This is a genomic window from Shewanella marisflavi, assembly GCF_023283925.1.
GTDB lineage: Bacteria > Pseudomonadota > Gammaproteobacteria > Enterobacterales > Shewanellaceae > Shewanella > Shewanella marisflavi.
The window spans coordinates 19,133-43,920 of record NZ_JAKIKX010000009.1; the positions used below are offsets into that span (position 1 = coordinate 19,133).

The following is a 24,788-nucleotide window of genomic DNA, read 5'->3' on the forward strand; positions in this document are numbered from 1 at the left end:
TATAGCCTCATCAAGGGACTGAAAAGTTAAGCGTTTTCTTCTTCAGTCTGGGGATCGGGGAGCTTGACCCTAAGCTGAACCAGCCTGCGGGTATCGGCGCTAATCACCTTAAATTCAATGTCATCTATGGTGATCTTTTCGTTACGCTCGGGCAGGTGGCCAAAGGCATGGGAAACCAGGCCGCCGACGGTATCAAACTCTTCGTCACTAAACTGAGTGCCGAAGGTTTCATTGAAATCGTCGATGGGGGTGAGCGCCTTAACCATATAGAGTTGTTTGCCGACCTTGCGGATCTCTGTCTCCTCGGCTGAGTCATGATCGAATTCATCTTCGATTTCACCGACGATCTCTTCGAGAATATCTTCGATGGTGACCAGGCCTGATACTCCGCCGTATTCATCGACTACGATGGCCATATGATAACGCTGAGAACGAAACTCCTTGAGGAGGACGTCGACGCGCTTGCTCTCTGGCACAACGACCGCTGGGCGAATCACCTGTTCGAGGGAAAAGGGTTCGTCGTTATTTTTAAAGCCGTACTGCAACAAATCTTTAGCCAGCAGTATGCCTTCGATATGATCTTTATCTTCATTGACCACGGGGAAGCGGGAATGCGCCGAGCTGATAACGGTCGACAGCAGCTCCTCTACCGTGTTGTCTATTTTTAGCGCCACAATTTGTGCTCGTGGGATCATGATGTCACGCACGCGCAGATCGGAGACTTCTAAAACACCTTTAATCATTTCGCGCGTGTCTTCGCTGATCACTTCTCTTTGTTCAGCGTCGTGGATCACCTCCACTAACTCGTCGCGACTTTGTGGTTCGCCCTGGAATAACTGACTTACTTTTTCTAACCAGCCCTTCTTATGGGCGTTGGTACTCGGTGGGTTATCGTCACTCATAGTATTTACCTGACCAAAAAGGTCGATTATTGCTCCTTGTAAGGATTGGGAAACCCCAAGCTTTCAATAAGTTGAGTCTCTAAAGACTCCATCTCTTCTGCTTCGTTATCAATGATATGATCATACCCTAGCAGATGCAGACAACCATGTACAACCATGTGAGCCCAGTGGGCTTCGAGGCTTTTTGCTTGCGCTTTTGCCTCCTGTTCAACCACAGGCACACAGATGACTAAGTCGCCAAGTAGTGGCAGTTCGACCTCTGGTGGAGACTCGAACGGGAATGATAGCACATTTGTCGGCTTGTCTTTGCCTCTATAGGTATGATTTAACTGCTGACTTTCAGCCTCATCCACCAAGCGAATAGTCAGCTCGGCTTCTGGCATAGTATTGCCAAGAGCGAGGCGTACCCAAGACTCAAACTGCGCCTGAGTCGGTACCTCGCTAGCCTCTGTGGCGAGTTGTAGATCCAGATTAAGAATTAAGGGGGTATCAGGCGTCATGGTGCTTTGGTTCCTCAGCCCTAAATTGGCTCTCACGCTTGGCCTTTTCGCTGGCCACCTTCTGTTCGTGAACCTCATAGGCTTCGACGATACGGGCCACCACAGGGTGACGTACCACATCCTTGGCCTGGAAGAAGTTAAAGCTCACTTCATCGACTTCGCTCAATACCTCGATAGCATGGCGTAGGCCTGACTTTTGATGCTTAGGTAGGTCAATTTGCGTGATATCGCCTGTGATCACCGCTCGGGAGTTAAAACCGATACGGGTAAGGAACATCTTCATCTGCTCTACCGTAGTGTTTTGGCTCTCATCTAAGATGATAAAGGCATCGTTAAGGGTGCGACCACGCATGTAGGCCAGTGGCGCAACTTCAATCACGCTGCGCTCAATTAAGCGCTCCACCTTTTCGAAGCCCATCATCTCAAATAGGGCGTCATATAGGGGGCGCAGATAGGGGTCGACCTTTTGGCTGAGATCGCCAGGCAGGAAACCCAGCTTCTCGCCCGCTTCAACTGCCGGGCGGGTTAGCAAGATGCGTCTCACTTCCTGACGCTCCAGGGCATCGACCGCCGCAGCGACTGCCAGGTAGGTCTTACCTGTACCAGCAGGACCGATACCAAAGCTGATGTCGTGGCGCACAATATTGGCCACATATTCACTTTGATTCGGGTTGCGGGGCTTGATCACGCCACGCTTGGTCTTGATATAGAGTTCTTTATCGTCGCGGGGCGCCTCGGCTTCCAGGGCTATCGCCTCCTGAATTGCCATATGCACCTTATCGGGTTCCAGGTCTGGGGTGCTGCCGCGTACCGGTTGTGTCTCGATATAGAGTTCTTTGAGCAGATTATTGACCGTTAGACAGTTACGCGCCTGACCGACAATTTGAAAGTGGTTGTTGCGGTAGTTGATCTCTACACCGATGCGGCGCTCGAGTTGTTTGATATTGTCATCAAAGGGACCGCATAGTGACGCGAGTCGACGGGTATCAGAAGGCTCTAGATACAGATTGAGCGTAGTGAGTTTGTTTGACAAAAATAGCTCCAGTTGCAGATTGTCGTTAAAGCATATCTCGTGAGGCTTAACCTCAACAGACTATAGAGACAGTTTACGAGGCATTAAGTTTAATTGCTAACGCTATTTGTTTGAAGTTATACGCTCGGTAAGTCAGCGTAGCGCCAAGCACAAAGCGGCAGCAATAAAAAAGCGACCCGATTAAGGTCGCTTCTTGTCTGCTGTTAGCTGATCACGGTTACGGGATAAACTGAGTCACGCCGAGGTCGTCATCTTTCTTGTGCTTGGCCAAGATGTCAGATGGGCGCAGGTCGCGGCGCAAATCCATCTCATCTTCTCCGCGAATGAACTTGCCACGCAGTGAGTTGGTAAACACATCGACAATCTCAACATCGACGAAGCTGCCAATATGTTTAGGGTCAGCCTCGAAGTTGACCACGCGGTTGTTTTCGGTGCGGCCGCGCAGCTCCATCGGGTTTTTCACCGAAGGGCCTTCTACCAAAATACGCTGGACTGTGCCGAGCATCTGACGGCTGTAGCGCATTGCCTGCTGGGTGATCCTGTCTTGCAAGATCGCCAGACGTTCCTTCTTCTCTTCCAGCGACACATCATCGGGAAGATCCGCTGCCGGTGTACCCGGACGCGCGCTGTAGATGAAGCTGAAGCTGTGGTCGAATTGCACATCTTCAATCAGCTTCATGGTATCGGCGAAGTCTTGCTTAGACTCGCCTGGGAAGCCGATGATGAAGTCAGAGCTGATTTGGATATCAGGTCTTGCCTTACGCAGACGGCGAATGATCGACTTGTATTCGATCGCCATATGGCCACGTTTCATCTGGGTGAGAATGAGATCCGAACCCGACTGCACCGGCAGGTGCAGGAAGCTCACCAATTCAGGCGTATCCTCATATACATCAATGATGTCTTGGGTAAACTCGATAGGGTGGCTGGTGGTGAAACGAATACGATCGATACCATCGATGGCGGCCACATAACGCAGCAGCTCGGCGAAGGTACAGATATCGTCATCATGGGTCGCACCGCGATAGGCGTTAACGTTCTGGCCTAGCAGGTTCACTTCGCGCACGCCTTGCTCGGCAAGCTGGGCGATCTCAAGGATCACATCGTCCACCGGACGACTCACCTCTTCACCGCGGGTATAAGGCACCACGCAGAAAGAGCAATATTTGCTACAGCCTTCCATGATGGAGACGAAGGCGCTTGGGCCTTCGGCGCGCGGCTCAGGCAGACGGTCGAACTTTTCGATTTCGGGGAAGCTGACGTCGATAACCGCCTTGCCACCTTGTTGGATCTGCTCGATCATCTCAGGCAAGCGGTGCAGCGTCTGTGGACCGAAGATCAGGTCGACACACTGGGCTCTGTCTTTGATCGCCTTACCTTCTTGAGACGCCACGCAGCCACCTACACCTATTATCAGGTTAGGGTTCTTATCTTTTAGCGTCTTCCAGCGCCCCAGCTGGTGAAAGACTTTTTCCTGTGCTTTTTCGCGAATCGAACAGGTATTTAGCAGTAGGACATCTGCCTCTTCTGCCTCTTCGGTCAAGGTATAGCCTTGATATTCGTCGAGTAGGTCGGCCATCTTTGATGAGTCATACTCATTCATCTGACAGCCCCAGGTTTTAATGTGGAGTTTCTTACTCATCAGTTTTGCGCCGTTGTTGCAACTACTGGGAAAAATAGCGCGACATTTTACCCTCTGAGCACTCCGCTGGCTAGCTTTTGCGCGTCATAAGCGTGAATTTACTCTGCGCGCGCCATTTGCTCAGCCGGGAAATCCACTAGCGCGACCTGTCTGGGCGTGTCCTGTGCAAAAAATGCTTCGGCCATCGCCTGGCTGCTGTTTTTAGCTTGTCGTTGTATGCTTGTTCGGATCTCGGCTCTATAATGGCTCATTAATTCAATCGTATATTGATATAGGGCATAATCGAGCGAGTTACGATAGGTTACAGTCATCGTCTCCATTTGGGAGGTGACGCTAGCACCTGCCAGGTTAGATAACAGGGCTGATGCGGTGAATACACTAGCTATCATTAACTTTTTCATCGGACACTCCATGACACTCAGTAAGTGGTAAAGATTGCTTTGAGGTGAGAGTGTAGGGGGCATAGCTCAGGCTTGCCCCCTGGCTTTGTAACTGAGTGTGAGCAGTAGCCGTGCTGGTAACATTTATATACGCAATCCGCCCAAGTGACATATTTGGTAATAAAAGAAGTAGGGAGTCGAACTCAAGGTGAGTCAGAACCAGCGCAAGACCTTAGTAAAAGATGTCGTCGTCATTGGCGGCGGTATGGTGGGGGCGGCAACCGCCCTTGGCTTGGCGCAGCTTGGCCTGTCTGTAGCTGTGGTTGAGGCCTATGCGCCGCAGGCTTATGACAGTGAACAGGCTTTAGATCTTAGGGTTTCGGCGATCAGTGTGGCGTCAGAGCAGTTGCTTGAGCGTCTAGGGGCCCTAGCGTCGCTTGGCGAGATGCGGCAGGTCGCCTACAAGGGGCTGGAAACCTGGGAGCTCGATGCTTGTATCACCCAATTTCATAGCGACCAGATTGGCGCCTCTCACCTGGGTCATATCGTCGAGAACCGTCTGGTGCAATTAGCCTTGTGGCAGCAATTTGAGCAACATGAGCAGTTAAGTTTGCTTTGTCCGGCTAAGGTGAGTCAATTCGAGCGCATGGATGAAGGCGTTCGGGTCAAACTAGAGGATGGCTGCGAGATAGAGACCCGTCTATTAATCGGCGCCGATGGTGCCAACTCTCAGGTGCGTCAGTGGGCGGGTATTGGCGTTACTGGGTGGGACTATGGCCAGTCGGCTATGCTGATTAATATTGCCACAGCGCAAGAAGAGCAGGATGTGACCTGGCAACAGTTCACCCCGAAAGGACCAAGATCTTTACTGCCGCTACCGGGCAAACATGCCTCTTTGGTGTGGTATGACGATGCCAGTCGCATTGCACAGCTACAAAGTCTGAGTAACCAGGCGCTCTTTGAGCAGATAGATGCTCACTTTCCTAAACGCCTGTCGCGGGAGTTTAAGGTGCTCTCGAAGGGCAGCTTTAAGCTGACCCGACGTCATGCTCAGCGTTACTATGATGATCATCTGGTGATCCTGGGTGATGCCGCTCACACCATTAATCCGCTAGCCGGTCAAGGGGTTAACCTGGGCTTTAAGGATGTCAGCGCCCTTATCGACACTTTTGCCGATGCTATTGCCAATCATAAATGCTGCTGGGATAGGGCAGTGCTCAAGAATTACCAATGTAAACGCTATAGCGACAACCAGCTGATGATGACCACCATGGATCTCTTCTACGCAGGTTTTAGCAACAATCTGTTGCCATTAAAAGTGCTGCGAAACGGCGCCCTCAAACTTGCCAATATCGACGGTCCCATCAAGCAGAAAGTGCTCAAGTACGCCTTGGGGCTTTAAGATGTTCAGATCAGGGTTTCTCTAATAAAGCAGACTTTGGGGGCGTTTAGCCCCCTTATTCTCTGGGCTCGGGATAAATTTGTTGCTGGCTCGATTGAGTGCTAAAATGCCGCGTTTTTTATTGGCACTTGCGAGATGGACTAGAGTGAGATGAGCAACATAAAGCTGATTGTCGGGTTAGCTAACCCGGGCGATAAATATGAGCAGACTCGGCACAACGCAGGTGCATGGTATGTCAACGAGCTAGCGCGAGTGTGTGGCGTGAGTTTAGTTGCCGACAGCAAATACTATGGCCTTACCGCCAGAGCCACCCTCTATGGTAAAGATGTACGCCTGCTGATCCCGACCACCTTTATGAACCTTAGCGGTAAGTCGGTAGCGGCCTTGGCGAATTTCTTTCGCATCGAACCCGAGGAGATCTTGGTGGCCCATGATGAACTGGACATGCCGCCGGGTGTGGCTAAGTTTAAGCTGGGTGGTGGGCATGGGGGGCATAATGGCCTCAAGGATATCATCGCCAAGCTGGCGAATAACAAAGGCTTCTATCGATTACGTATCGGTATCGGTCATCCAGGGGACAAGAGCTTGGTCAGCAACTATGTGCTGGGCAAGGCGCCACAAACCGAACAGCGCCTCATAGAAGAGGTGGTTGATGAGGCGGTGCGGGCGACTGAGATCCTCTTTAAAGAAGATATGAGTAAGGCGATGCACAGGTTGCACTCTTACAAGGCAGGTTAATGCCAATCGTACTAAATAACTGAGCTTTCTAACTTGTTAAAACGCTCGATAACTGTGTTTTTCAGTGCTATGACTGATCACTTATTTACTGTGATTGGTAGAGCCAAGAATTCGACAGTGAACAGCTTCATTATCGCTCAGGCGATAAGATTAATTGAATAAAGGTAAATATATGGGTTTTAAATGTGGCATCGTCGGCCTACCAAACGTAGGTAAATCGACACTGTTCAACGCCTTAACTAAGGCGGGTATCGAAGCGTCTAACTTCCCGTTTTGTACGATCGAACCTAACACGGGTGTAGTGCCTGTGCCCGATCCACGTTTGGAGGCCCTGGCGGAGATCGTTAATCCTGAGCGTGTATTGCCAACCACCATGGAATTTGTCGACATCGCTGGCTTAGTTGCTGGCGCCTCGAAAGGGGAAGGTCTGGGCAACAAGTTCCTGGCTAACATTCGTGAAACCGATGCGATTGGTCACGTGGTACGTTGTTTCGAAGATGACAATATCGTGCACGTTGCTAACAAGGTGTCGCCAGCTAGCGACATCGAAGTGATCAACACTGAATTAGCGCTGGCCGACTTAGATTCTTGCGAGCGTGCTATTTTACGTCAGCAAAAGCGCGCCAAAGGCGGTGACAAAGATGCTAAGTTTGAGGTAAGTGTCCTTGAAAAGATGCGCCCTGTGTTAGATGAAGGGCATATGCTTCGCTCTATGGATCTGACCAAGGAAGAGCTGGCGGCAGTTAACTATCTTAACTTCCTGACGTTGAAGCCGACCATGTATATCGCCAACGTTGCCGAAGATGGATTTGAAAACAATCCGCACCTGGATGTGGTACGTGAGATCGCCTCGAAAGAGAATGCGGTTGTGGTTGCTGTGTGCGCCGCCATCGAATCTGAGTTGGCCGAAATGGATCCTGATGATCGCGACGAGTTTATGGCCGATCTTGGTTTGGAAGAGCCTGGTCTTGACCGCGTGATCCGCGCCGGTTACCAGTTGCTGGACCTACATACTTACTTTACTGCGGGTGTGAAAGAGGTTCGAGCTTGGACTGTGCCTGTGGGCGCCTGTGCACCACAAGCGGCTGGCGTGATCCACACTGACTTTGAACGTGGCTTTATTCGTGCTCAAGTCATGTCTTATGATGACTTTATCGCCTATAAGGGTGAGGCCGGCGCCAAAGAAGCGGGTAAACTGCGTGTCGAAGGTAAGACCTATGTGGTTAAAGATGGCGATGTGATGCATTTCCTCTTTAATGTCTAGCATCTAGCGCCGAGTTCGGCGCCCTAGAAGTAGATGACATAAAGGCGGCTCGGTAGTGATATCGGGCCGTTTTTGTTTTAACAAAGGGGCAAAATAGCCGCAAATCTTCGCTTTTAAGGGGGAAATTGCATAAGGCCTGGCCACTTTGGTGAGTTTATAGGCGAACGGCTTAGATAGTTTAAATTAGCGAAAAAAAGCTGTTGACCTGCCTACGCTGAATAAGCATAATACGCCCCGTTCCTCAGCAAGAGGGGCGCGAAATATTGATGGCTATGTAGCTCAGCTGGTTAGAGCACAGCACTCATAATGCTGGGGTCGCAGGTTCAAGTCCCGCCATAGCTACCATCTATTCAAGATGTAAAATTGATTGTGGCATACGCCGCCATCTGTTCAAGATGTAAAACTAGAAGCAGTGCGGGAGTGGTGGAATTGGTAGACACGCCAGATTTAGGTTCTGGTGCCGCAAGGTGTGAGAGTTCAAGTCTCTCCTCCCGTACCATTTATTTTTGACTAGAGGTTGTCTACTTTTAGTCTTAAGCAAGATTGATTGGGGTATCGCCAAGCGGTAAGGCACCGGGTTTTGATCTCGGCATTCCCAGGTTCGAATCCTGGTACCCCAGCCATATTCTTTCTCGCTTACAATGTTTTTGGGGTATCGCCAAGCGGTAAGGCACCGGGTTTTGATCTCGGCATTCCCAGGTTCGAATCCTGGTACCCCAGCCATTTATCAATAAGATAAATGTGGCTATGTAGCTCAGCTGGTTAGAGCACAGCACTCATAATGCTGGGGTCGCAGGTTCAAGTCCCGCCATAGCTACCATCTTATTCTAGGTAAATCCGCCGTTATCGGCGCCATCTGCTCGAGATGTAAAACTTGAGGTTTGCTAGTTAGTTGAGCCCTTAGTGGTTCAGACATATGACTAGAATCTTTATCAGGATGTAAAACTAGATGCAGTGCGGGAGTGGTGGAATTGGTAGACACGCCAGATTTAGGTTCTGGTGCCGCAAGGTGTGAGAGTTCAAGTCTCTCCTCCCGTACCATTATTTTTTAGGTTATAGGTTTAGCCTGTAATCTGAGCCAAGCTTGTTGGGGTATCGCCAAGCGGTAAGGCACCGGGTTTTGATCTCGGCATTCCCAGGTTCGAATCCTGGTACCCCAGCCATTTTTATCTAGCTTAAGATGTAAAACTAAGCCATCTGATCAGATGTAAATCGATGCGGGAGTGGTGGAATTGGTAGACACGCCAGATTTAGGTTCTGGTGCCGCAAGGTGTGAGAGTTCAAGTCTCTCCTCCCGTACCATTATTTAGACACAAAAAAGCCTGTCCAAGTGACAGGCTTTTTTGTGTCTAAAATTTAAAGGGATGTTGAGGACTTCTGAAATTAAGATATATCAATCAGTATGAAGCTGTAATTACTCTGTGGTCGTTTAGCGCTTTTAATGCAAGCTCATTCAATGCACTTCTGCTTTGGTATCCGCAGTAATAACTCAATGTGTTGACCTATCTCCAGATGACCCCCATCTATCGTCGTTAGATGCTCTCTGCGTTACCCTAGCGCTTCCTTAATCCCTCTATGCAACATCTTACCTATAGCGGGGGAGTGAGAAATACATTAGGTATGAAAACTGAATGAATACACTATTGATTGTTACAGGCGATTTGAATAACTGAACTAGATTCAAGTTAGTTAATACAGTAAAGGAAGCGCTAAAACTCGCCTGTTAGATGTGTTGCTGTCTGCTTACTTCAGCAAAGAATGCTCTCAAAATTACGTCATTACATGCTGTGCTCAGAGTCAGGAGCGATGCACTCTTCTTGAGTGACGGTATTAAATTATCGGTGGGATAATTGCAAACAGGTTTTAAATCCTAGTGCTTGGTAACAAATCACCTTTTTGTTAACTTTTGTTAGCCGTTTTAGTGCTAACAGTCACGCTTTTTTTGTCTGGGTTAACATTTTCACAGCAGGGGTGAGTGGTTTTTTTAACATGTGTCGGCTTGATTGTTAACAATTTGGCCTTTGTTTGTGCTGTATTTCTCGTTGAGTAATTTGTTCTAAAATGCAACCGAGACCGTCACACTTTTATTGCACTCGGTTAGTTACATTTCGCTTGCCTCAATAAAGAGGGCTAAATAAAAAAGTGAGTTGAACAGATGATGAAACGAGTCGATATAAAAGTTACTGCTTTAGCAGCCTTCATTGGGCTGGCTTTAACGGGTTGTTCTGGAGATGATGGACAAAATGGTAAAGATGGTGAACCAGGTGCTCCAGGTCAACCAGGGTTCCCTGTTGCAACGGATGCTAAAGCATTAACGGTAGCGGTTGATAAGATAGTCGTTGGAACACAGTCTGACATTACGTTCACCGTGACCAACGAAAAAGACCTTCCTGTTGTTGGTTTAGAAAAATTTGGTTTTATACTCTCTGGCCTTGAGGAAGGCACTGAAGGAGATGCTAACAACTGGAAGCTGCTTAGCTCAGAAGCATGTCCCGCCAGCAAGTACGCTAAGTGTGGTAGCTTGGTAGATAATCAAGACGGAACGTATACCTATAGCTTTGAAAAAGACGTTACTGCAGAAACTGCCTTTACCATTTCCGATGAAAAGACACTAAGACTAGTGGTAAGAACCGGTGGCGAAGCCGTTGGTGCAACAGAGTTAAGCTATGCCAATATGCATTATGACTTTAGAGGCCAAGGTTTAGAGCCACTATATACCAAGAATGTGGTCAACAACCAAAACTGTGTAAGTTGTCATGACGGCTTTACTATTCATGGTGGTAAATACACTGAAGTAGAAACTTGTGCTTCTTGCCATGCTGACAACAAAGTCAGTGATATCAGCAAAGTATTTCCAATGTTAGCGCATGAAGTTCATATCGGTGTGATCTCTGCGCCTGTTGGTGGTTGTGATAATTGTCACTCTCAAAATGAGCAAGCCACTGACTTTGCAAACTGGAAAAACGTTCCAACCCAAGAAACTTGTATTACTTGTCATAGTGACGTCAATTTCAAGGAAGGCATTGGTCATTGGCCATATCAGGACAATGCACAATGTGCTAACTGTCATACCTCAGAGACTCTTGAGATGGTGCATTTGTCTACCTACAAGGGCCAGAACGAGCGTCGCGAAAACCTTCATCTGACTGTGACCGACGCCAGAATGGTTGATGCTCCAGAAGCCAAAGCCAACATCGATGCTAACTTAGATACCGATAAGACTGGCTATGTGCAATTAACTGTCGACATCTTAGATAAAGATGGCAATAGCCGTAATGAGCAGTTGGATCTGGTTAAGTATATGTACTACGCCGAGTTCTATATCAACTGGGGTGGGCAAGATATGGGCATGGAGCGTGGCAAGGTTCTGCGGGTTCACACTAACAAAGAGAACTTCCCTGGTTACGTAGACGAGCCAATCGTACTTAACTATGAAAATGGAAAGACGACGTTTGAGATAGGCCCATTTGACCTTGAAGATGATTTCGACGGCGACCTTAACGCTAGCTACGGTATGGTGACGCCGCGGATCTGGTTCTGTATCGACAAAGATGGTGAAACCATTCAGGACTGTGATGGTAAGACTGATTGGAGTAACGGCGCTGCGGGTTACAACTGGCAACACTTCTTCAATAAGCAAGGGTTGCTTGAAGAGCGCCCACGTCGCCAGATTGTTACCAATGAGCTTTGTGGGGACTGTCATGGTACGACTACCTCAGGAGAAGGTTTCGTGCAAATGACGCTTAATTGTCGTAGCTGTCATTCTGTGGTTAAGAACGATAGTACTTACTTTGGGACCACCTGCGCTTCAGGTTCAGTTGACTCCGATGGCGACGGTGTTTTAGACCCAATGATTATGATGAAGAATTTGATGCCACGCGGTGAACGTGATTGGACCACTGCATCGAATGCAGCTGAAGAATGTGTAGCTTGTCATAACGCCAACAATATGCCGACTCAGGTCATCCGAAATTCACAGACGAAGCAAGGTGATGATGATTACGTTGAGCAGTTGACCATGAGCCACCCCGATCAGAAGGTATGGATTCATGCTATGCATGCTAATAACCGTGCTAATCAAAGTGGTGAAGGCTGGAGACGTAATGTCGAATACTCAGCAGATTTAGCAAACTGTGCCAAGTGTCATATTGGTGACAGCTTTGATGCTAAATATCTAATAGGGCGTAAGCCGTTAGCGCTTGACCTTGATTACATGGATACTTATGACGGTCTAGACCCTGCAAATGGTAAAGACACTAGCGGTAATAAACGTTATGCCGTCGATGCTGTTGCCGATGCTTTCGTATCGCCAACTGCGGCAGTGTGTTTAAGCTGTCACGGTAAACGTGCGGCCAAAGAGGGCGAAGATCGTCGTCAGGTGCGTAAAGATGTTGTGAGTCATATGAAACAAAATGGGGCACAGTTTGGTGTGGAGCTCGGTCAGTACACAGGCGAAGAGTCATGTGCTGTGTGTCATGATTTAAATAACCTCAAGGAATCACATAACCTGAAATAAAGTTTTCATCCTGCAATATTTTTGGCCCTAGTTTTTTGCTAGGGTCTTTTTTTACGGGGATCACAAATATTAACAAAGCGTCAATTGTTTAATTGGAACTCAGCATTATGTCAGATTTAGGATTAATAAAGTGCCGTAGAATACTGATTGGGGGCTGCTAAAAGTAGTAAGGGTTAGGTTGTGAAAATTACAGAATTTTTAATGATTGATTTAGATGCTAGAGAGTTAGTCGATACTAAACTTTCTACTCGTTGTGCATTATCGCTCTCTGAATTAGAAGTACTAAAAAGCTTAGTCAAGAATGTAGGTGAGGTGGTTAGTAAAGAGACTCTAAATGCCGCCGGCTGGCCAGGCAGAGTCGTTGCGCCTTCATCATTGACTCAATGCATGAGTAGCTTAAGAAAAAAGTTGCATGGAAAAACAGACATTGAAATAAAAAATATCCCGCGTTACGGATACAGCTTGTGCATTATTGAGTCGGTAGAAGCAGTAACACCTGCATCGCCTGCTAATGTAAGTTCTCTAAGTAATCAAGAATCATATCATTCATTAACGGCTACGACTCGCGAGGGGAAGGCAACAGCTTATCCGACCAAGAGTGTAAGCAGGCTTAAGTCCATGCTCTATCGTATTGTAGCAATTAGCCTTATTGCCGCGCTAATTATTGGGCTGCACTTTTCTGGTGGGTTAAAGCTTATAGTTAATGACCTTTCTTTACTTGCTGAACCCGAAGTGGCATCGATTACTGCAAAACCTTTTTTACTGGCTCAAAACCAATCCTTGTTACATACAGTGCAATTAGATGACCAAGCAAAAAACATAGCTACAGAAAATGTGGGTGATAATTGGTTTAATTATGACAATATTTTCAACAACTCGAGTGAAAAACAGTTGTTTACATTTGAAAATGGCCGTTATGAATCGGTGGCATTATGTAACCAGTTTAACGGTAGTTGTATTGACAAACAGCCACTCAATTTAGTCAGTGCCGTGAATAACCTAACTCCACCACTCGATATCCAATGGTTAGCTGATACCAAGCTCAGAATGGAACAAGTGACTTACAACAATATCCTTTTAGATAAATTTTCACCCGCAGATAAGGGGCTAGTTGAAGATGTTTATAGAGCAGATGTTTACTACTATTCAGATAGTAAGAATGTGGTTCGTGCAGATGTTCGTTTATCAATGATATTTGATTCTGCAAACCGAGGTAAAATGGTTGCAGCTGCATGTATCACCGATGATATGTTGAAAGAGATCTCTATTCGTTATCAGTTTAGTGGTGAGTTTAAGGTGACGCAAAGTGAAGTCGATGGTAAAACTGTTCGCACTTTCCTTGTAGATGTAGAAGACCATTCATTTACTAGCCCACAACAGATATCAAAAGAGTCTGCAACCATCTATCGTGAGATCCGTAAGCATGTATTGAAAAACGAGCAAATGGTGTTAAGGCAGCTTTATCAAGATGATGATAGCGGTGTGTGGATGCTGCCGTTATGGGGTGAGACTATGGTATGGGCTCACAGAGAGCTGGTGTCACTCTAACGATAATCGAACCGAGTGATAATATTGATGTAATGAGCCTGTCCAAGTGACAGGCTTTTTCGTGTCTGTCCGTTAGGATCTTAAATCTCTCGCCTGTATCTGTTTCAGCTTACCTCAGAGTATGAAACGGTTTTTTATCTGGCTCTGCTAGGGCGAATAGTCGGCTGCTGGTGGCTGCTAGCGCCTTGTGATAGCATGAGTTTTTTATCACAGGGAGTGAATACCTTGAGCCTTAAAACCTTACTCTGTGGCCTTAGCCTGCTGACCCTAAGTCCATTTGTACTGGCCGAGCCCAGTGTCTTATCGATAAAGCAGAGCGTCAAACCAAAATCTTCAGATCGTTATATTCGCGCCGTACACCAAGAGATAGAGACCAATAACCTAGGGCTAGAAAAGATTCGCTACGCCATCTTGATGGGCATGCTCAATACCAAGGGCTTCGCCTGGGTGTATGATGGTGAGGGCGAGGGCTATATCTTGGCGCGCTTCGACTATCGCGGCGACACTAACGTCATGCGTATCGAATACGATGAGTCTTTGGTGCAGCTCAAGTATCAGGACGCGCTAGGAGATTATCAGTGCGCCAATCTCATCGATGGGATCTGCTATAAAAATGGTCGCGGCTATTACAACTACATTAAAAATCTTAGGGCCAGCATAGCCAGACAGCTGCAAATGCGTTAGGGAAGGATGAAGATGAAGAAGATAACATTTGGAATGCTATTAACGCTAAGTCTTATCAGCCCGCTACAGGCTGAGGGCCTGCACATCTATCAAGATCCCATTCCACTGGGGAGCTATGTGAGCGATTATGATGACATGCTGGATAAAGCCGTTGCCCGTAATCATTGGGTCTTTGAGCGCCAGGGAGACAAGCGTTTCGCTAGGCTTAATTACAAAACTTATCTGATCAATGTTGAGCTTGTTGAAAGCGATAAGGGAATTGCCGTTACCTTGCTTGATGCCAAACGCGAAGGTTGCACTAAAAGTTGTGACGTCGACATGGACAAGGTCACTGGCTGGTTAGTGAAACTGCGCCGTGCTATCGCCTATGAACTAACACTTCTGGTTCGTGACGACGCTTTGCGGCGCGCGGTTCACTAACCCATATATGTGATTATGATAGACACAAAAAAGCCACTCAATTGAGTGGCTTTTTTCGTTAAGCAGCAAGCTTGCGATTAGTGCTTGAACATCGCAGAGATAGACTCTTCGTTGCTTACGCGGCGAATCGCTTCGGCCATCACGCTAGACATAGTCAGCTGAGTCACTTTATCCTGCGCCGCCATCTCTTCGCTCAGCGGGATAGTGTCGGTAACGATCACTTCATCGATCACAGACTCTGCGATGTTCTTAGCTGCGTTACCCGAGAATACTGGGTGAGTAGCATAAGCAAATACGCGGTTTGCACCGTGTTCTTTCAGGGCTTCAGCGGCTTTACATAGTGTGCCACCGGTATCGATCATGTCGTCGACTATGATGCAGTCACGGCCTTGTACGTCACCTATGATATGCATCACCTGGGCAACGTTTGCCTGTGGGCGACGCTTATCGATGATTGCCAGGTCAGAATCGTCCAGTAGCTTAGCGACGGCGCGAGCACGGACAACACCACCAATGTCAGGTGAGACAACAACAGGGTTGTCTAGCTGCTTAGCTAGCATATCTTCAAGCAGCACTGGGCTACCAAATACGTTGTCAACAGGTACATCGAAGAAGCCCTGGATCTGCTCGGCGTGCAGGTCACAAGTCAGTACGCGGTCAACCCCAACGCTTGATAGGAAGTCGGCGACAACCTTAGCGGTAATAGGTACACGAGCACTACGAACACGACGGTCTTGACGTGCATAACCAAAGTAAGGAATAACCGCAGTAATACGGCCAGCAGATGCGCGACGTAACGCGTCTACCATAACGATAAGTTCCATCAGGTTATCGTTAGTAGGTGCACAAGTAGATTGAATGATAAACACATCCGCCCCACGTACATTTTCGTTAATCTGGACACTGATTTCACCGTCGCTGAAAACGCCAACCTCAGCGTCTCCGAGTTTACAAAATAGGCGATCTGCTATCTTCTTTGCGAGACTGGGTGTGGCGTTACCGGCAAATAGTTTAATGTCAGGCACTGTATGGACCTCAGGCGTATGCTTCATTGTAATGACCGGGATAAATGGCTTATCCCGCATGATCTTAGCGCTGCTCTAATCTCAGCACTAATGGTGATTTATTTGTCCCTTTGGCGATAAAACCGCGCAATTCCGCCGGCAACTGGGCAAAGACCTGCTCTGCTTGCTGGCGAGTGTCAAAGATACCGAATACACAAGCACCGGTTCCCGTCATTCTGGACGGCGCATATTCTATCAGCCACGCCAATGCTTTGGCAACTTGGGGGTATTGCTCGGCGACCCTCTGTTGGCAATCGTTGTGCCAATCACTGCTCATTAAATCGTCCATCGACAACTTAGGCGTATCCCTTGGGAGTTGCGGATCGTTAAACACCTCGGCGGTGGAAACGTGTACATCAGGCGTCAGGATCAGGTACCAATTTTCAGGGGCGTCGACTGGGATTAGCTTTTCCCCGACCCCTTCGGCAAATGCCGCTAAACCATTAATAAAAACAGGGACATCAGCGCCAAGAGACAGGCCTATCTGTGCCAGTTCATCCTGTGATAATTGAGTCTGCCACAGATGGTTCAAGGCGACCAGTGTGGTGGCCGCATCGGAAGAACCGCCGCCAATACCGCCGCCCATAGGCAGTTTTTTATCCAGCCAGATTTCGGCGCCGAGGGGAGTACCTGTATACTCCTGCAGTGATTTTGCAGCTTTTAGAATTAAGTTATCGCTATTTGCGACAACTGCTTCCATCTCAGAATGGAGAGTAAGGGTTCCTTGCTCATTGATGGCAAAATCCAGATAGTCGCAGTAGTCAATAAACTGAAACAGGGTTTGCAGTTCATGGTAGCCATCAGGACGGCGACCGTTGACGTGAAGAAACAGGTTGAGTTTAGCTGGCGCCGGCCAGCCCTTAGAGAGGTTATTTGTCATCTGTCGATTCCGATTGCGCGTCGGTTATGCTGTGCGGTGTTAGAGCTTGCCATTGATTAACTTGCAGTTTCAGACGAATCTCATCTCGTTGTAACGTTAATAATCTGGGTACGTCTGCGCCGCTTTGTTGCTGCCAGCTGTTAAAGCTGACCTGCCAAGGGGTATTGTCTGTGTGGTTAAGCACTTCTTGTGGGCGGCCTTGCGCATCAAAGGTGATCACCTCATCTTGGGGCGAGATCTGGCCGGTGATCCACAGAGGTAGCGTGTCGACGGGGATAGACCAGCCTGTGAGACGCTTGAGCAAGCGCTCCGCTTCGGTATCCTGATAGACCTTGCCGTCGAGGGCTAAGGTTGCCTGGTTTGGACGCTTGGTAAGTGTCATTACCGTGGTGCCTAACATAGTCGTCAGGGTAAGCTCGTCATTGGATTGAGTGTGAAACCAGTAAAGGTTTGTGCTGAATTTGTCGTCTGGAGTACGAACGGCCAACTTACCTTGTAGTTCCCAGGCATGGGCCTGACTGGCATGTTCTAATTGGGTAGGGAGAAGACTAGTTGGCTGACGGGAAGCACAACCTGAGAGTGCCAACAGGACCAAGACTACACCGCTTATCGATATTTTTGTGAAGTAGTTCAAATTATTCGTCTATTGCTAAAATGACTGGTGCCTATGATACGAGGGCTGACATTAAATACCAATGACTAATCGTTAAATTTCCTGCCAGCCTAGGCTAGGGTTAGCAATGGCTAATTTTCCAGAGTGGACCGCGAACTTGATTTAAGCCTGCAGGTTTAATAGAAAAAAGTTGTGACAAGCCAGATTATTGTTCGGTTTTGTTAAGCGTATTCTGTTTTTAGTTGATTCAATTGCGTAGAATGACTGCCATTAAGTGAGATGATTTCGGGCGAGTACCCCAGTAGTCATAAACTCCCAAGATTAACAGACCCTAGAGACCAGAAAGAGTCAGATGAGCCTTGTAGCAATCGGTATTAATCATAAAACAGCCACTGTAGACCTACGTGAAAAGGTAGCGTTTGCGCCTGATAAAATTCATGAAGCAATGAAGAGTCTTGCCAGTCGGACAAAGACAGGTGAGGCGGTGATCGTTTCTACCTGTAATCGCACCGAACTCTATTGCAACACGGGTGATGAGGCGGATGTGATCAGTTGGCTGGAATCTTATCATCAATTATCCCACGATGATGTCTTGCCATGCCTGTACAAGTATCAGGGGCAGGAAGTGGTACAACATCTGATGCGTGTCTCTGCCGGCCTGGATTCGCTCATTCTGGGCGAGCCGCAGATCTTAGGTCAGGTTAAACAGTCGTTTGTGAAAGCCAAAGAGGCTGGCACAGTGGCTGTGACCATGGACAGATTGTTTCAAAATACCTTCTCGGTTGCTAAGAAGGTGCGCACCGAGACTGAAATCGGTGCTGCGGCGGTTTCCGTTGCCTTTGCGGCAGTGAGCATGGCTAAACATATCTTTTCGGCGCTCAGTGCCACTAAGGTGCTGCTGATTGGCGCCGGTGAGACCATAGAGCTGGTCGCACGTCATCTAAAAGACAATGGTGTCGATTCTATGATAGTCGCTAACCGCACCATTTCTCGCGCCGAGGCTATGTGCGAAGAGTTCGGCGCCACAGCAATTACGCTCGAACAGATACCAGATTTTCTCCCTAAGGCCGATATCGTGATATCCTCTACCGCCAGCCCATTACCTATACTGGGTAAAGGCATGGTAGAAAAAGCGCTTAAGCAGCGTCGTCATCAACCTATGTTATTGGTTGATATAGCAGTTCCTAGAGATATCGAGGCCGAAGTTGCCGATCTGGACGATGCCTTCTTATACACGGTTGACGATCTGCAAAGCATCATTGAACAGAATATGGCCTCCAGACGTGAGGCGGCCGAGAAAGCTGAATTAATTGTTGAAGAGGAATCTCATCAATTCATGGAATGGATTCGATCGTTAGAGTCGGTCGATAGCATTCGTGAATACCGAAGCCAGAGTATGGCGATCAAAGATGAGTTGGTTGAGCGAGCAATCAATAAATTGGCCCAGGGTGGTGATAGCGAACAGCTAATACTGGAACTGGCGAATAAGTTAACCAATAAGTTGATCCACGCGCCGACCCAAGCGCTCACCCAGGCGAGTCGCCGTGGTGACCTCAATACCATTGGACAATTAAGAGCAGCGCTCGGACTAGATAAAGACTAAGGTTAGCGTTGTAATGAAGGACAGTGTTATTCGCAAGCTCGAAGGCTTGCTTGAGCGTAATGAAGAAGTTTTGGCGCTGCTGAGTGATGCGGAAATCATCGCCGATCAGGAGCGTTTTCGCGCTCTGTCCAAAGAGTATGCTCAACTCGAAGATGTCGTCAAAAGCTTTCAAGCTTATCGTCAGGCCGAAGAGAACCTCGCCTCAGCGCAAGAGATGCTTGCCGAAGATGACGCTGATATGAAAGAGATGGCTCAGGAAGAGATCAAAGAAGCCAAGGCGACTCTGGAGACCTTGGAAAGTGAACTGCAGATCCTCTTGCTGCCTAAAGACCCTAAAGATGATAACAACGCCTTCCTTGAGATCCGTGCCGGTGCCGGTGGTGACGAGGCGGCAATCTTTGCGGGCGACCTTTTCCGCATGTACAGCCGTTACTGTGAAGCAAATCGTTGGCAGATGGAGATCATGAACGCCAATGAAGGCGAACATGGCGGCTTTAAAGAGATTATCGTCAAAGTCTCTGGCGACGGTGTTTACGGTAAGCTCAAGTTTGAGTCTGGCGGACATCGCGTGCAGCGTGTACCAGAAACAGAATCTCAAGGTCGCGTACATACCTCTGCCTGTACCGTAGTCGTGATGCCTGAGATCCCAGAAGCCGAAGCGATTGAGATCAATCCTGCTGATCTGAAGGTCGATACCTTCCGCGCCTCGGGCGCCGGTGGTCAGCACGTTAACAAGACAGATTCTGCTATTCGTATTACCCATATTCCTTCGGGCATAGTCGTAGAATGTCAGGATCAACGTTCACAGCATAAAAACCGCGCCCAGGCCATGAGCGTCTTGGCGGCCCGTATTCAAGCTGTCGAAGATGAGAAACGCCGCAGTGAAGAGGAATCGACTCGCCGTAACTTGGTGGCCAGTGGTGACCGTTCAGAGCGTGTGCGTACCTATAACTTCCCTCAAGGACGTGTGAGTGAGCACAGAATCAACCTGACCCTTTATCGCCTCAACGAGGTAATGGAAGGGGATCTCGATGCCATCCTAGGCCCCTTGATGCAGGAAAACCAAGCCGACATGTTAGCAGCCCTTTCCGAAGGCTAATCCTGCTTGCATTGCCGCTGGGTAATTAAGGAAATTCTTTGTTTCAAACGTTAGCACAGGCCCTTGAGTGGGCCTCGACTCGACTACAGGATGTGTCTGACAGTGCCAAGCTCGATGCTGAGGTGATGTTGCTGCATGTTATTCATAAGCAGCGCGCTCATCTCTATACCTGGCCAGACGAACGCCTGACCAGCGAGCAGGTCACCGAATATAAGCAGATGGTCGCGCGTCGTCTGCTGGGAACCCCTATCGCACATATCGTCGGAGAGCGTGAGTTTTGGTCCTTGCCCTTCATGGTCAATCCCACCACGTTGATCCCGCGCCCAGATACCGAGATCTTGGTTGAAACCGCCCTTAACCTGCCGCTGGCCGATAACGCCAAAGTGTTGGATTTGGGCACGGGCACCGGGGCCATCGCTTTGTCGCTGGCCTTTGAGCGCAGTAACTGGCAGATCACCGCGGTCGATAAGGTGCTCGAAGCCGTGGTGCTTGCCAAAGCGAACCGGGACAATCTTAAGCTGCCTCAGGTTGAGGTGCTGCAGAGTGATTGGTTTGACGCCATTACTCACTATGACTTCAACCTGATCGTCTCCAATCCGCCCTATATCGATGAGGAAGATGAGCATCTGTCTCAAGGGGATGTGAGGTTTGAACCCCACAGCGCCCTGACGGCGGGGGAACATGGCTATGCGGATCTGTTCCACATTGCCACGGCCGCCCGGGATTATTTGGCACCAGGCGGTTATCTGCTGCTTGAGCATGGCTTCGGCCAGGCGATCACTGTGCGTGATAAGATGATCGAGCTGGGTTATGAGGCGGTGTCGACGGTGCGAGATTTTGGCAGTAACGACAGGTGCACCTTGGGTCGCTGGCCAAGATAGCCGTTGAGTGTCCTAAGTCCAAATCACAAGCGCCATGGGTTTACCCCGTGGCGTTTCTGTTTTTGCCTTAGGAAAAATAGTTGAGTTTTCATCTAGCTTGTTATCGGCGCAGTCGGTAGGCCATAATTTAGCAAGTAAAAAGGCAGCGGCGGGGACAATCGCCGTGACGTCGTGAGGAGAACTGCATGAAGATGATCGTTATGTTACTGGCCTTGTTGATCCTTGGTTTATTGTATTATCAGCAACTTGGCAAGCAACCACAGCTCAGCGAGCAGACTGAGGCGGCTTTGGAGACAACCCAAGGCGCGGGCCCTAAGGTGCCGACGCGGCCCGAGGAGATAGCCGACTTCGAGAAGGAGATGAACACCATGATGCAGGAGGAGGCTGATAAACGTGCCAAGGCGTTAAAGGAAGCTCAAGAGCAGTAATTGCAGCGCAGCAGGTCAACAGGGGGCAATGGCTTGAAGTACCTGAAATCAACACCACAGCCCTGATGCTCAATCTACTAGAGAGTCTTGGTCATAAAATACTTACAGCCCGTTGCCGGATAGGCCTTTTGCGTCCATTCGAGTCGATAGCCTCTGGCCTCATAGAAAGGCTTAGCCTGAAAGTTTAGGGTGTCGAGTATGGCATAGACACAGCCTCGTTCTTTGGCAATGCGCTCGGCTTCGGCCAACATCTTGCTGCCAATAGCTTTTCCTCTTAGCGCTTCGCTGACCCAGAAGTTATCTATCATTAGCCAGTTGCCGAAGGTGCGCGCCGATAGACCGGCTATCAGCTCTCCAGCCTCATTTTCCAGCTTTAAACCTAGCGGTAAGCGCTCGCTAACCTCCCAATGTTGCCAGTTAAATTCAGCGATTTTCTGTTTAACCGTCTCGGCGAATTCGGCCGAGTCATCATGTATTAAACGAGTGTCCTGTAGTGTTTTCAAAATGCCTTCTCTTATTGAAAATGATTGTGTCCATTTAACTTAGATAATCTCAGTACGATATTGGTGCCTCGGCCTTTGATCGGGTACACTAGCGCCTTTGCGAGCCACTAAAGAAGAGACAATGGACAGTTTATACCCAGCTATTAAGCATATTCACCTCACCTTAATTGCCGTGAGCGTGCTGTTTTTTATTGTACGTTTTGCGCTGCATCTTAAGCAATCTGCCATTATGGAGAAGAAATTTGTTAAGATAGCCCCCCATGTTATCGATACCTTCTTGCTCCTATCTGGCTTAGCTTTATGTTTCATCATTAAGCAGTATCCGTTTCAGGATGCCTGGTTAACCGAGAAGATCGGTGCCGTCTTTGCCTATATCTTCCTGGCAACCATAGCGATGAAGGCAAATCGCAACAAACTTTTCAAGACTTTTGCCGCCTTAGGCGCTCTGGCTTGGGTGATGTACGCCGCTAAGCTAGCGATGTTTAAACAAGCAATATTAATGAGCTAATGACAAATCCGATCCTAAAAGATGAACTCTCCTTGCCTGAGAGTGCGTTTGACATCTCTACTCACTTAGGGTTTTCCGATAAGGAAGCCGCTAAGTGGGCTTGGTATGAATTGGCTGGTTCAGTGTTAAGCCATTACCTGGTGGACAGAGAGGCACGTCTGGATGCGCTGCTGAACTGGTTTTATCAGGACCTGGGCTTTTGCGCCCGAGATTCTTACTTCAGTATCGAAGCGGCCGATCTGGCGACCTGTATTACCACGCGTCAGGGTAACAGTACCACACTGGCGACAGTGCTGATGCTGCTGGGTAAACAGCTGGATCTGGTATTGCAACCTCTGCTATTGCCTGGCACGACTGTGCTGGCTTGTCGTTTGGATGATGTGGTGCGTTATATCGATCCTTTGACCGGTAAATCCCTTACGCGTCACCAGCTGCATGTATTGGTACGTGGAGAGCTGGGCAATGGCGCGCCATTTAAGCCGCGCTATTTGAAGGCTGCGAGCCTAAAGCGCCTGCTGTCGCGTATGCTCCATGAACTGAAAGCCGGTGCCATATTGGCCAGTCAGTTTGAGAGTGCGATGGAGTGCTGTAATTTGCTGTTACAGTGGCATAAAGATGATTTAAACCTGAATCGTGAAAGGGCCTTTATCGCCCAGCAGCTAGGCTGTATCAGTGTCGCGGCGGCGGATCTGAGACACTTTGTCGACAATAGCCCTCACGATCCTGTGACCGAACTGGTCAAGTTACAATTAAAAGAGCTCAACGATGAGGTTGAGGTCTATCATTAACCCTTAGCGTCGAGGCCAGGAAGGCCTCTCGCGGGGCAAAAGATAAAGCCCGCATCCCCACTGTGATGCCGCGGCCACCCATATAACTACAACAATAAATAACGAATACAGAATAATAAATACTAAGGGAGATGAAATGAGTAGTACCGCATTAGTGACCAATGACGCCACGGGCCTGGGGCTACTGGCGATTATTTTAGGCTTCGTATTTTACACCAACAGTAGCCAACATCCTTTTTGGGTTAAGTTTTACCGATTTATCCCCGCCTTACTGCTTTGTTATTTTCTTCCCTCGTTACTGAATTCATTCAATATACTCGACGGTGATACCTCTAATCTTTATTACGTGGCCTCCCGTTATCTGTTACCCGCCTGTTTGGTACTGTTGATCTTAAGTGTCGATCTCAAGGCGATCTTAAGCCTGGGGCCTAAGGCGATAGTGATGTTCCTGACCGGTACCGTAGGCATAGTGATCGGTGGGCCTATCGCGCTGCTGATCATTTCGACTATCAACCCTGAGGTGCTGGGTGTTAGCGGACCCGAAGCGGTTTGGCGCGGTATGACCACGCTGGCCGGTAGCTGGATTGGCGGCGGCGCCAACCAGGCGGCGATGAAGGAGATCTATGAGGCGGGCGGCAGCATCTTCTCTATCATGGTGACAGTGGATGTGATTGTCGCCAATATCTGGATGGCAGTACTGCTGTTTATGGCCTCAAAGGCCAAAGAGATCGATGCCAGGACAGGCGCCGATACTCGTGCTATCGAGACACTCAAGCAGAAGGTTGAAAAGTATCACGCCGAAAACGCGCGTATTCCCAGCCTGAGAGACCTTATGATGATTGTGGCCGTAGGCTTTGGTATTACCGGTCTTGCCCATATGATCGCCGATTTTCTCGGGCCCTTCTTTGAAGCAAATTATCCTTGGACGCGTGACTACAGCCTGACCTCTAAATTCTTCTGGTTGATCGTTACCGTTACCACCATTGGCTTGGCCATGTCTTTCACGCCAGTGCGTCACTTGGAAGCTGCTGGTGCCTCCAAGGTCGCCTCGGCCTTCCTGTACATTCTGGTGGCTACAATCGGTCTGCATATGGATGTATTTAAGTTGTTTGATCCGGCCAACCTTTGGTATTTCGCCATCGGGATTATCTGGATGGTAGTGCATGCTAGCTTTATGTTGCTGGTGGCCAAGTTGATTCGCGCGCCGCTGTTTTACATGGCGGTGGGTAGCCAGGCTAACGTGGGCGGCGCCGCTTCGGCACCTGTTGTCGCCGCAGCCTTCCATCCGGCGCTGGCCCCGGTCGGTGTACTCCTGGCGGTATTAGGCTATGCTGTAGGCACTTATATGGCGTGGTTATGTGGGCAAATATTACAGGTGGTCGCGCTATAATC

23 protein-coding genes and 8 tRNA genes are annotated in these 24,788 nt (G+C 48.7%); 22 read left to right on the plus strand and 9 right to left on the minus strand.

All coding sequences use genetic code 11. From position 1 onward, the window contains the following. Positions 1 to 26: 26 nt before the first annotated feature. The 5 genes from corC to L2712_RS15760 form a co-directional block, all read right to left on the minus strand. Positions 27 to 902: a CNNM family magnesium/cobalt transport protein CorC gene (gene corC / locus L2712_RS15740; RefSeq protein WP_033537331.1), complete on the minus strand. Its 876-nt coding sequence runs from the start codon at positions 900 to 902 to the stop codon at positions 27 to 29. 26 nt (positions 903 to 928) lie between these two features. After that, positions 929 to 1,402, minus strand: a complete 474-nt coding sequence (gene ybeY, locus L2712_RS15745; RefSeq protein ID WP_248978337.1) for an rRNA maturation RNase YbeY — start codon at positions 1,400 to 1,402, stop codon at positions 929 to 931. Then, on the minus strand, positions 1,392 to 2,435 hold the full coding sequence (locus tag L2712_RS15750; RefSeq protein ID WP_033537333.1) for a PhoH family protein: 1,044 nt from the start codon (positions 2,433 to 2,435) through the stop codon (positions 1,392 to 1,394). The genes ybeY and L2712_RS15750 overlap by 11 nt, the downstream gene beginning before the upstream one ends. A gap of 217 nt (positions 2,436 to 2,652) precedes the next feature. After that, positions 2,653 to 4,077: a tRNA (N6-isopentenyl adenosine(37)-C2)-methylthiotransferase MiaB gene (miaB, locus tag L2712_RS15755; RefSeq protein ID WP_033537334.1), complete on the minus strand. Its 1,425-nt coding sequence runs from the start codon at positions 4,075 to 4,077 to the stop codon at positions 2,653 to 2,655. 98 nt (positions 4,078 to 4,175) lie between these two features. Beyond that, on the minus strand, positions 4,176 to 4,478 hold the full coding sequence (locus tag L2712_RS15760) for a hypothetical protein (RefSeq protein ID WP_248978338.1): 303 nt from the start codon (positions 4,476 to 4,478) through the stop codon (positions 4,176 to 4,178). 187 nt (positions 4,479 to 4,665) lie between these two features. Between L2712_RS15760 and L2712_RS15765 the strand changes: the two genes are divergently transcribed. From L2712_RS15765 to L2712_RS15835, 15 genes are all read left to right on the plus strand, one after another. After that, positions 4,666 to 5,859, plus strand: a complete 1,194-nt coding sequence (locus L2712_RS15765) for an FAD-dependent oxidoreductase (protein WP_346347572.1) — start codon at positions 4,666 to 4,668, stop codon at positions 5,857 to 5,859. A 150-nt stretch (positions 5,860 to 6,009) separates the two neighbouring features. Beyond that, positions 6,010 to 6,597, plus strand: a complete 588-nt coding sequence (gene pth, locus L2712_RS15770; RefSeq protein WP_033537336.1) for an aminoacyl-tRNA hydrolase — start codon at positions 6,010 to 6,012, stop codon at positions 6,595 to 6,597. Positions 6,598 to 6,769: 172 nt separating this feature from the next. After that, positions 6,770 to 7,861, plus strand: a complete 1,092-nt coding sequence (gene ychF, locus L2712_RS15775; protein ID WP_033537337.1) for a redox-regulated ATPase YchF — start codon at positions 6,770 to 6,772, stop codon at positions 7,859 to 7,861. Positions 7,862 to 8,129: 268 nt separating this feature from the next. Further along, positions 8,130 to 8,206, plus strand: a tRNA-Met gene (locus tag L2712_RS15780). Between the two features lie 69 nt (positions 8,207 to 8,275). Then, positions 8,276 to 8,360 (plus strand) — tRNA-Leu (locus tag L2712_RS15785). A gap of 49 nt (positions 8,361 to 8,409) precedes the next feature. After that, a tRNA-Gln gene (locus L2712_RS15790) sits at positions 8,410 to 8,484 on the plus strand. Between the two features lie 25 nt (positions 8,485 to 8,509). Beyond that, positions 8,510 to 8,584: transfer RNA gene (locus L2712_RS15795), tRNA-Gln, on the plus strand. Between the two features lie 20 nt (positions 8,585 to 8,604). Then, a tRNA-Met gene (locus L2712_RS15800) sits at positions 8,605 to 8,681 on the plus strand. Between the two features lie 136 nt (positions 8,682 to 8,817). Further along, positions 8,818 to 8,902, plus strand: a tRNA-Leu gene (locus L2712_RS15805). A gap of 47 nt (positions 8,903 to 8,949) precedes the next feature. Continuing rightward, positions 8,950 to 9,024 (plus strand) — tRNA-Gln (locus L2712_RS15810). A 54-nt stretch (positions 9,025 to 9,078) separates the two neighbouring features. Further along, positions 9,079 to 9,163 (plus strand) — tRNA-Leu (locus tag L2712_RS15815). 853 nt (positions 9,164 to 10,016) lie between these two features. After that, the gene (locus L2712_RS15820) at positions 10,017 to 12,377 is read left to right on the plus strand and encodes a multiheme c-type cytochrome (RefSeq protein ID WP_248978339.1); all 2,361 of its coding nucleotides are present in this window, start codon (positions 10,017 to 10,019) and stop codon (positions 12,375 to 12,377) included. A gap of 180 nt (positions 12,378 to 12,557) precedes the next feature. Next, on the plus strand, positions 12,558 to 13,925 hold the full coding sequence (locus L2712_RS15825) for a winged helix-turn-helix domain-containing protein (protein ID WP_248978340.1): 1,368 nt from the start codon (positions 12,558 to 12,560) through the stop codon (positions 13,923 to 13,925). Positions 13,926 to 14,141: 216 nt separating this feature from the next. After that, positions 14,142 to 14,609 (plus strand): hypothetical protein, encoded by a 468-nt coding sequence (locus tag L2712_RS15830; protein ID WP_248978404.1) that lies wholly within the window; start codon positions 14,142 to 14,144, stop codon positions 14,607 to 14,609. Between the two features lie 12 nt (positions 14,610 to 14,621). Beyond that, positions 14,622 to 15,029, plus strand: a complete 408-nt coding sequence (locus tag L2712_RS15835; protein WP_248978341.1) for a hypothetical protein — start codon at positions 14,622 to 14,624, stop codon at positions 15,027 to 15,029. Positions 15,030 to 15,106: 77 nt separating this feature from the next. Here L2712_RS15835 and L2712_RS15840 read toward each other — a convergent pair whose 3' ends face one another. From L2712_RS15840 to lolB, 3 genes are all read right to left on the minus strand, one after another. Further along, the gene (locus L2712_RS15840) at positions 15,107 to 16,054 is read right to left on the minus strand and encodes a ribose-phosphate pyrophosphokinase (RefSeq protein WP_033537742.1); all 948 of its coding nucleotides are present in this window, start codon (positions 16,052 to 16,054) and stop codon (positions 15,107 to 15,109) included. 64 nt (positions 16,055 to 16,118) lie between these two features. Further along, on the minus strand, positions 16,119 to 16,973 hold the full coding sequence (gene ispE, locus L2712_RS15845) for a 4-(cytidine 5'-diphospho)-2-C-methyl-D-erythritol kinase (protein WP_248978342.1): 855 nt from the start codon (positions 16,971 to 16,973) through the stop codon (positions 16,119 to 16,121). After that, on the minus strand, positions 16,963 to 17,568 hold the full coding sequence (gene lolB, locus L2712_RS15850; protein ID WP_248978343.1) for a lipoprotein insertase outer membrane protein LolB: 606 nt from the start codon (positions 17,566 to 17,568) through the stop codon (positions 16,963 to 16,965). The genes ispE and lolB overlap by 11 nt, the downstream gene beginning before the upstream one ends. Before the next feature lie 370 nt (positions 17,569 to 17,938). Between lolB and hemA the strand changes: the two genes are divergently transcribed. From hemA to L2712_RS15870, 4 genes are all read left to right on the plus strand, one after another. Then, complete coding sequence (gene hemA, locus L2712_RS15855; protein WP_033537343.1) at positions 17,939 to 19,189, plus strand: glutamyl-tRNA reductase; 1,251 nt, start codon at positions 17,939 to 17,941, stop codon at positions 19,187 to 19,189. Positions 19,190 to 19,202: 13 nt separating this feature from the next. Then, a complete protein-coding gene (gene prfA / locus L2712_RS15860) occupies positions 19,203 to 20,288 on the plus strand; it encodes a peptide chain release factor 1 (protein WP_033537344.1) in 1,086 nt (361 codons plus the stop codon). A gap of 38 nt (positions 20,289 to 20,326) precedes the next feature. Next, entirely contained in the window at positions 20,327 to 21,169 is an 843-nt protein-coding gene (gene prmC, locus L2712_RS15865; protein ID WP_248978344.1) for a peptide chain release factor N(5)-glutamine methyltransferase, read from the plus strand. 185 nt (positions 21,170 to 21,354) lie between these two features. Next, the gene (locus L2712_RS15870) at positions 21,355 to 21,597 is read left to right on the plus strand and encodes a hypothetical protein (RefSeq protein WP_248978345.1); all 243 of its coding nucleotides are present in this window, start codon (positions 21,355 to 21,357) and stop codon (positions 21,595 to 21,597) included. A gap of 77 nt (positions 21,598 to 21,674) precedes the next feature. Here L2712_RS15870 and L2712_RS15875 read toward each other — a convergent pair whose 3' ends face one another. Continuing rightward, positions 21,675 to 22,100: a GNAT family N-acetyltransferase gene (locus L2712_RS15875; protein ID WP_248978346.1), complete on the minus strand. Its 426-nt coding sequence runs from the start codon at positions 22,098 to 22,100 to the stop codon at positions 21,675 to 21,677. A gap of 121 nt (positions 22,101 to 22,221) precedes the next feature. Here L2712_RS15875 and L2712_RS15880 point away from each other — a divergent pair, with 121 nt between their 5' ends. The 3 genes from L2712_RS15880 to L2712_RS15890 all read left to right on the plus strand — a co-directional run bounded on the left by L2712_RS15880 (position 22,222) and on the right by L2712_RS15890 (position 24,786). After that, positions 22,222 to 22,608 carry a SirB2 family protein gene (locus L2712_RS15880; RefSeq protein ID WP_033537348.1) on the plus strand — a complete coding sequence of 129 codons (387 nt, stop codon included), beginning with the start codon at positions 22,222 to 22,224 and terminating at the stop codon, positions 22,606 to 22,608. Further along, positions 22,608 to 23,396: a transglutaminase family protein gene (locus L2712_RS15885; RefSeq protein WP_088904066.1), complete on the plus strand. Its 789-nt coding sequence runs from the start codon at positions 22,608 to 22,610 to the stop codon at positions 23,394 to 23,396. The genes L2712_RS15880 and L2712_RS15885 overlap by 1 nt, the downstream gene beginning before the upstream one ends. 136 nt (positions 23,397 to 23,532) lie before the next feature. After that, complete coding sequence (locus tag L2712_RS15890) at positions 23,533 to 24,786, plus strand: DUF819 family protein (protein WP_248978347.1); 1,254 nt, start codon at positions 23,533 to 23,535, stop codon at positions 24,784 to 24,786. Positions 24,787 to 24,788: the final 2 nt, after the last annotated feature.

Coding starts and splice junctions, on each gene's coding strand:
- corC (WP_033537331.1), bottom strand. CDS start 902: ATGAGTGACGATAACCCACCGAGTACCAACGCCCATAAGAAGGGCTGG.
- ybeY (WP_248978337.1), bottom strand. CDS start 1,402: ATGACGCCTGATACCCCCTTAATTCTTAATCTGGATCTACAACTCGCC.
- miaB (WP_033537334.1), bottom strand. CDS start 4,077: ATGAGTAAGAAACTCCACATTAAAACCTGGGGCTGTCAGATGAATGAG.
- L2712_RS15760 (WP_248978338.1), bottom strand. CDS start 4,478: ATGAAAAAGTTAATGATAGCTAGTGTATTCACCGCATCAGCCCTGTTA.
- pth (WP_033537336.1), top strand. CDS start 6,010: ATGAGCAACATAAAGCTGATTGTCGGGTTAGCTAACCCGGGCGATAAA.
- ychF (WP_033537337.1), top strand. CDS start 6,770: ATGGGTTTTAAATGTGGCATCGTCGGCCTACCAAACGTAGGTAAATCG.
- L2712_RS15820 (WP_248978339.1), top strand. CDS start 10,017: ATGATGAAACGAGTCGATATAAAAGTTACTGCTTTAGCAGCCTTCATT.
- L2712_RS15835 (WP_248978341.1), top strand. CDS start 14,622: ATGAAGAAGATAACATTTGGAATGCTATTAACGCTAAGTCTTATCAGC.
- ispE (WP_248978342.1), bottom strand. CDS start 16,973: ATGACAAATAACCTCTCTAAGGGCTGGCCGGCGCCAGCTAAACTCAAC.
- hemA (WP_033537343.1), top strand. CDS start 17,939: ATGAGCCTTGTAGCAATCGGTATTAATCATAAAACAGCCACTGTAGAC.
- prfA (WP_033537344.1), top strand. CDS start 19,203: ATGAAGGACAGTGTTATTCGCAAGCTCGAAGGCTTGCTTGAGCGTAAT.
- L2712_RS15870 (WP_248978345.1), top strand. CDS start 21,355: ATGAAGATGATCGTTATGTTACTGGCCTTGTTGATCCTTGGTTTATTG.
- L2712_RS15880 (WP_033537348.1), top strand. CDS start 22,222: ATGGACAGTTTATACCCAGCTATTAAGCATATTCACCTCACCTTAATT.
- L2712_RS15885 (WP_088904066.1), top strand. CDS start 22,608: ATGACAAATCCGATCCTAAAAGATGAACTCTCCTTGCCTGAGAGTGCG.
- L2712_RS15890 (WP_248978347.1), top strand. CDS start 23,533: ATGAGTAGTACCGCATTAGTGACCAATGACGCCACGGGCCTGGGGCTA.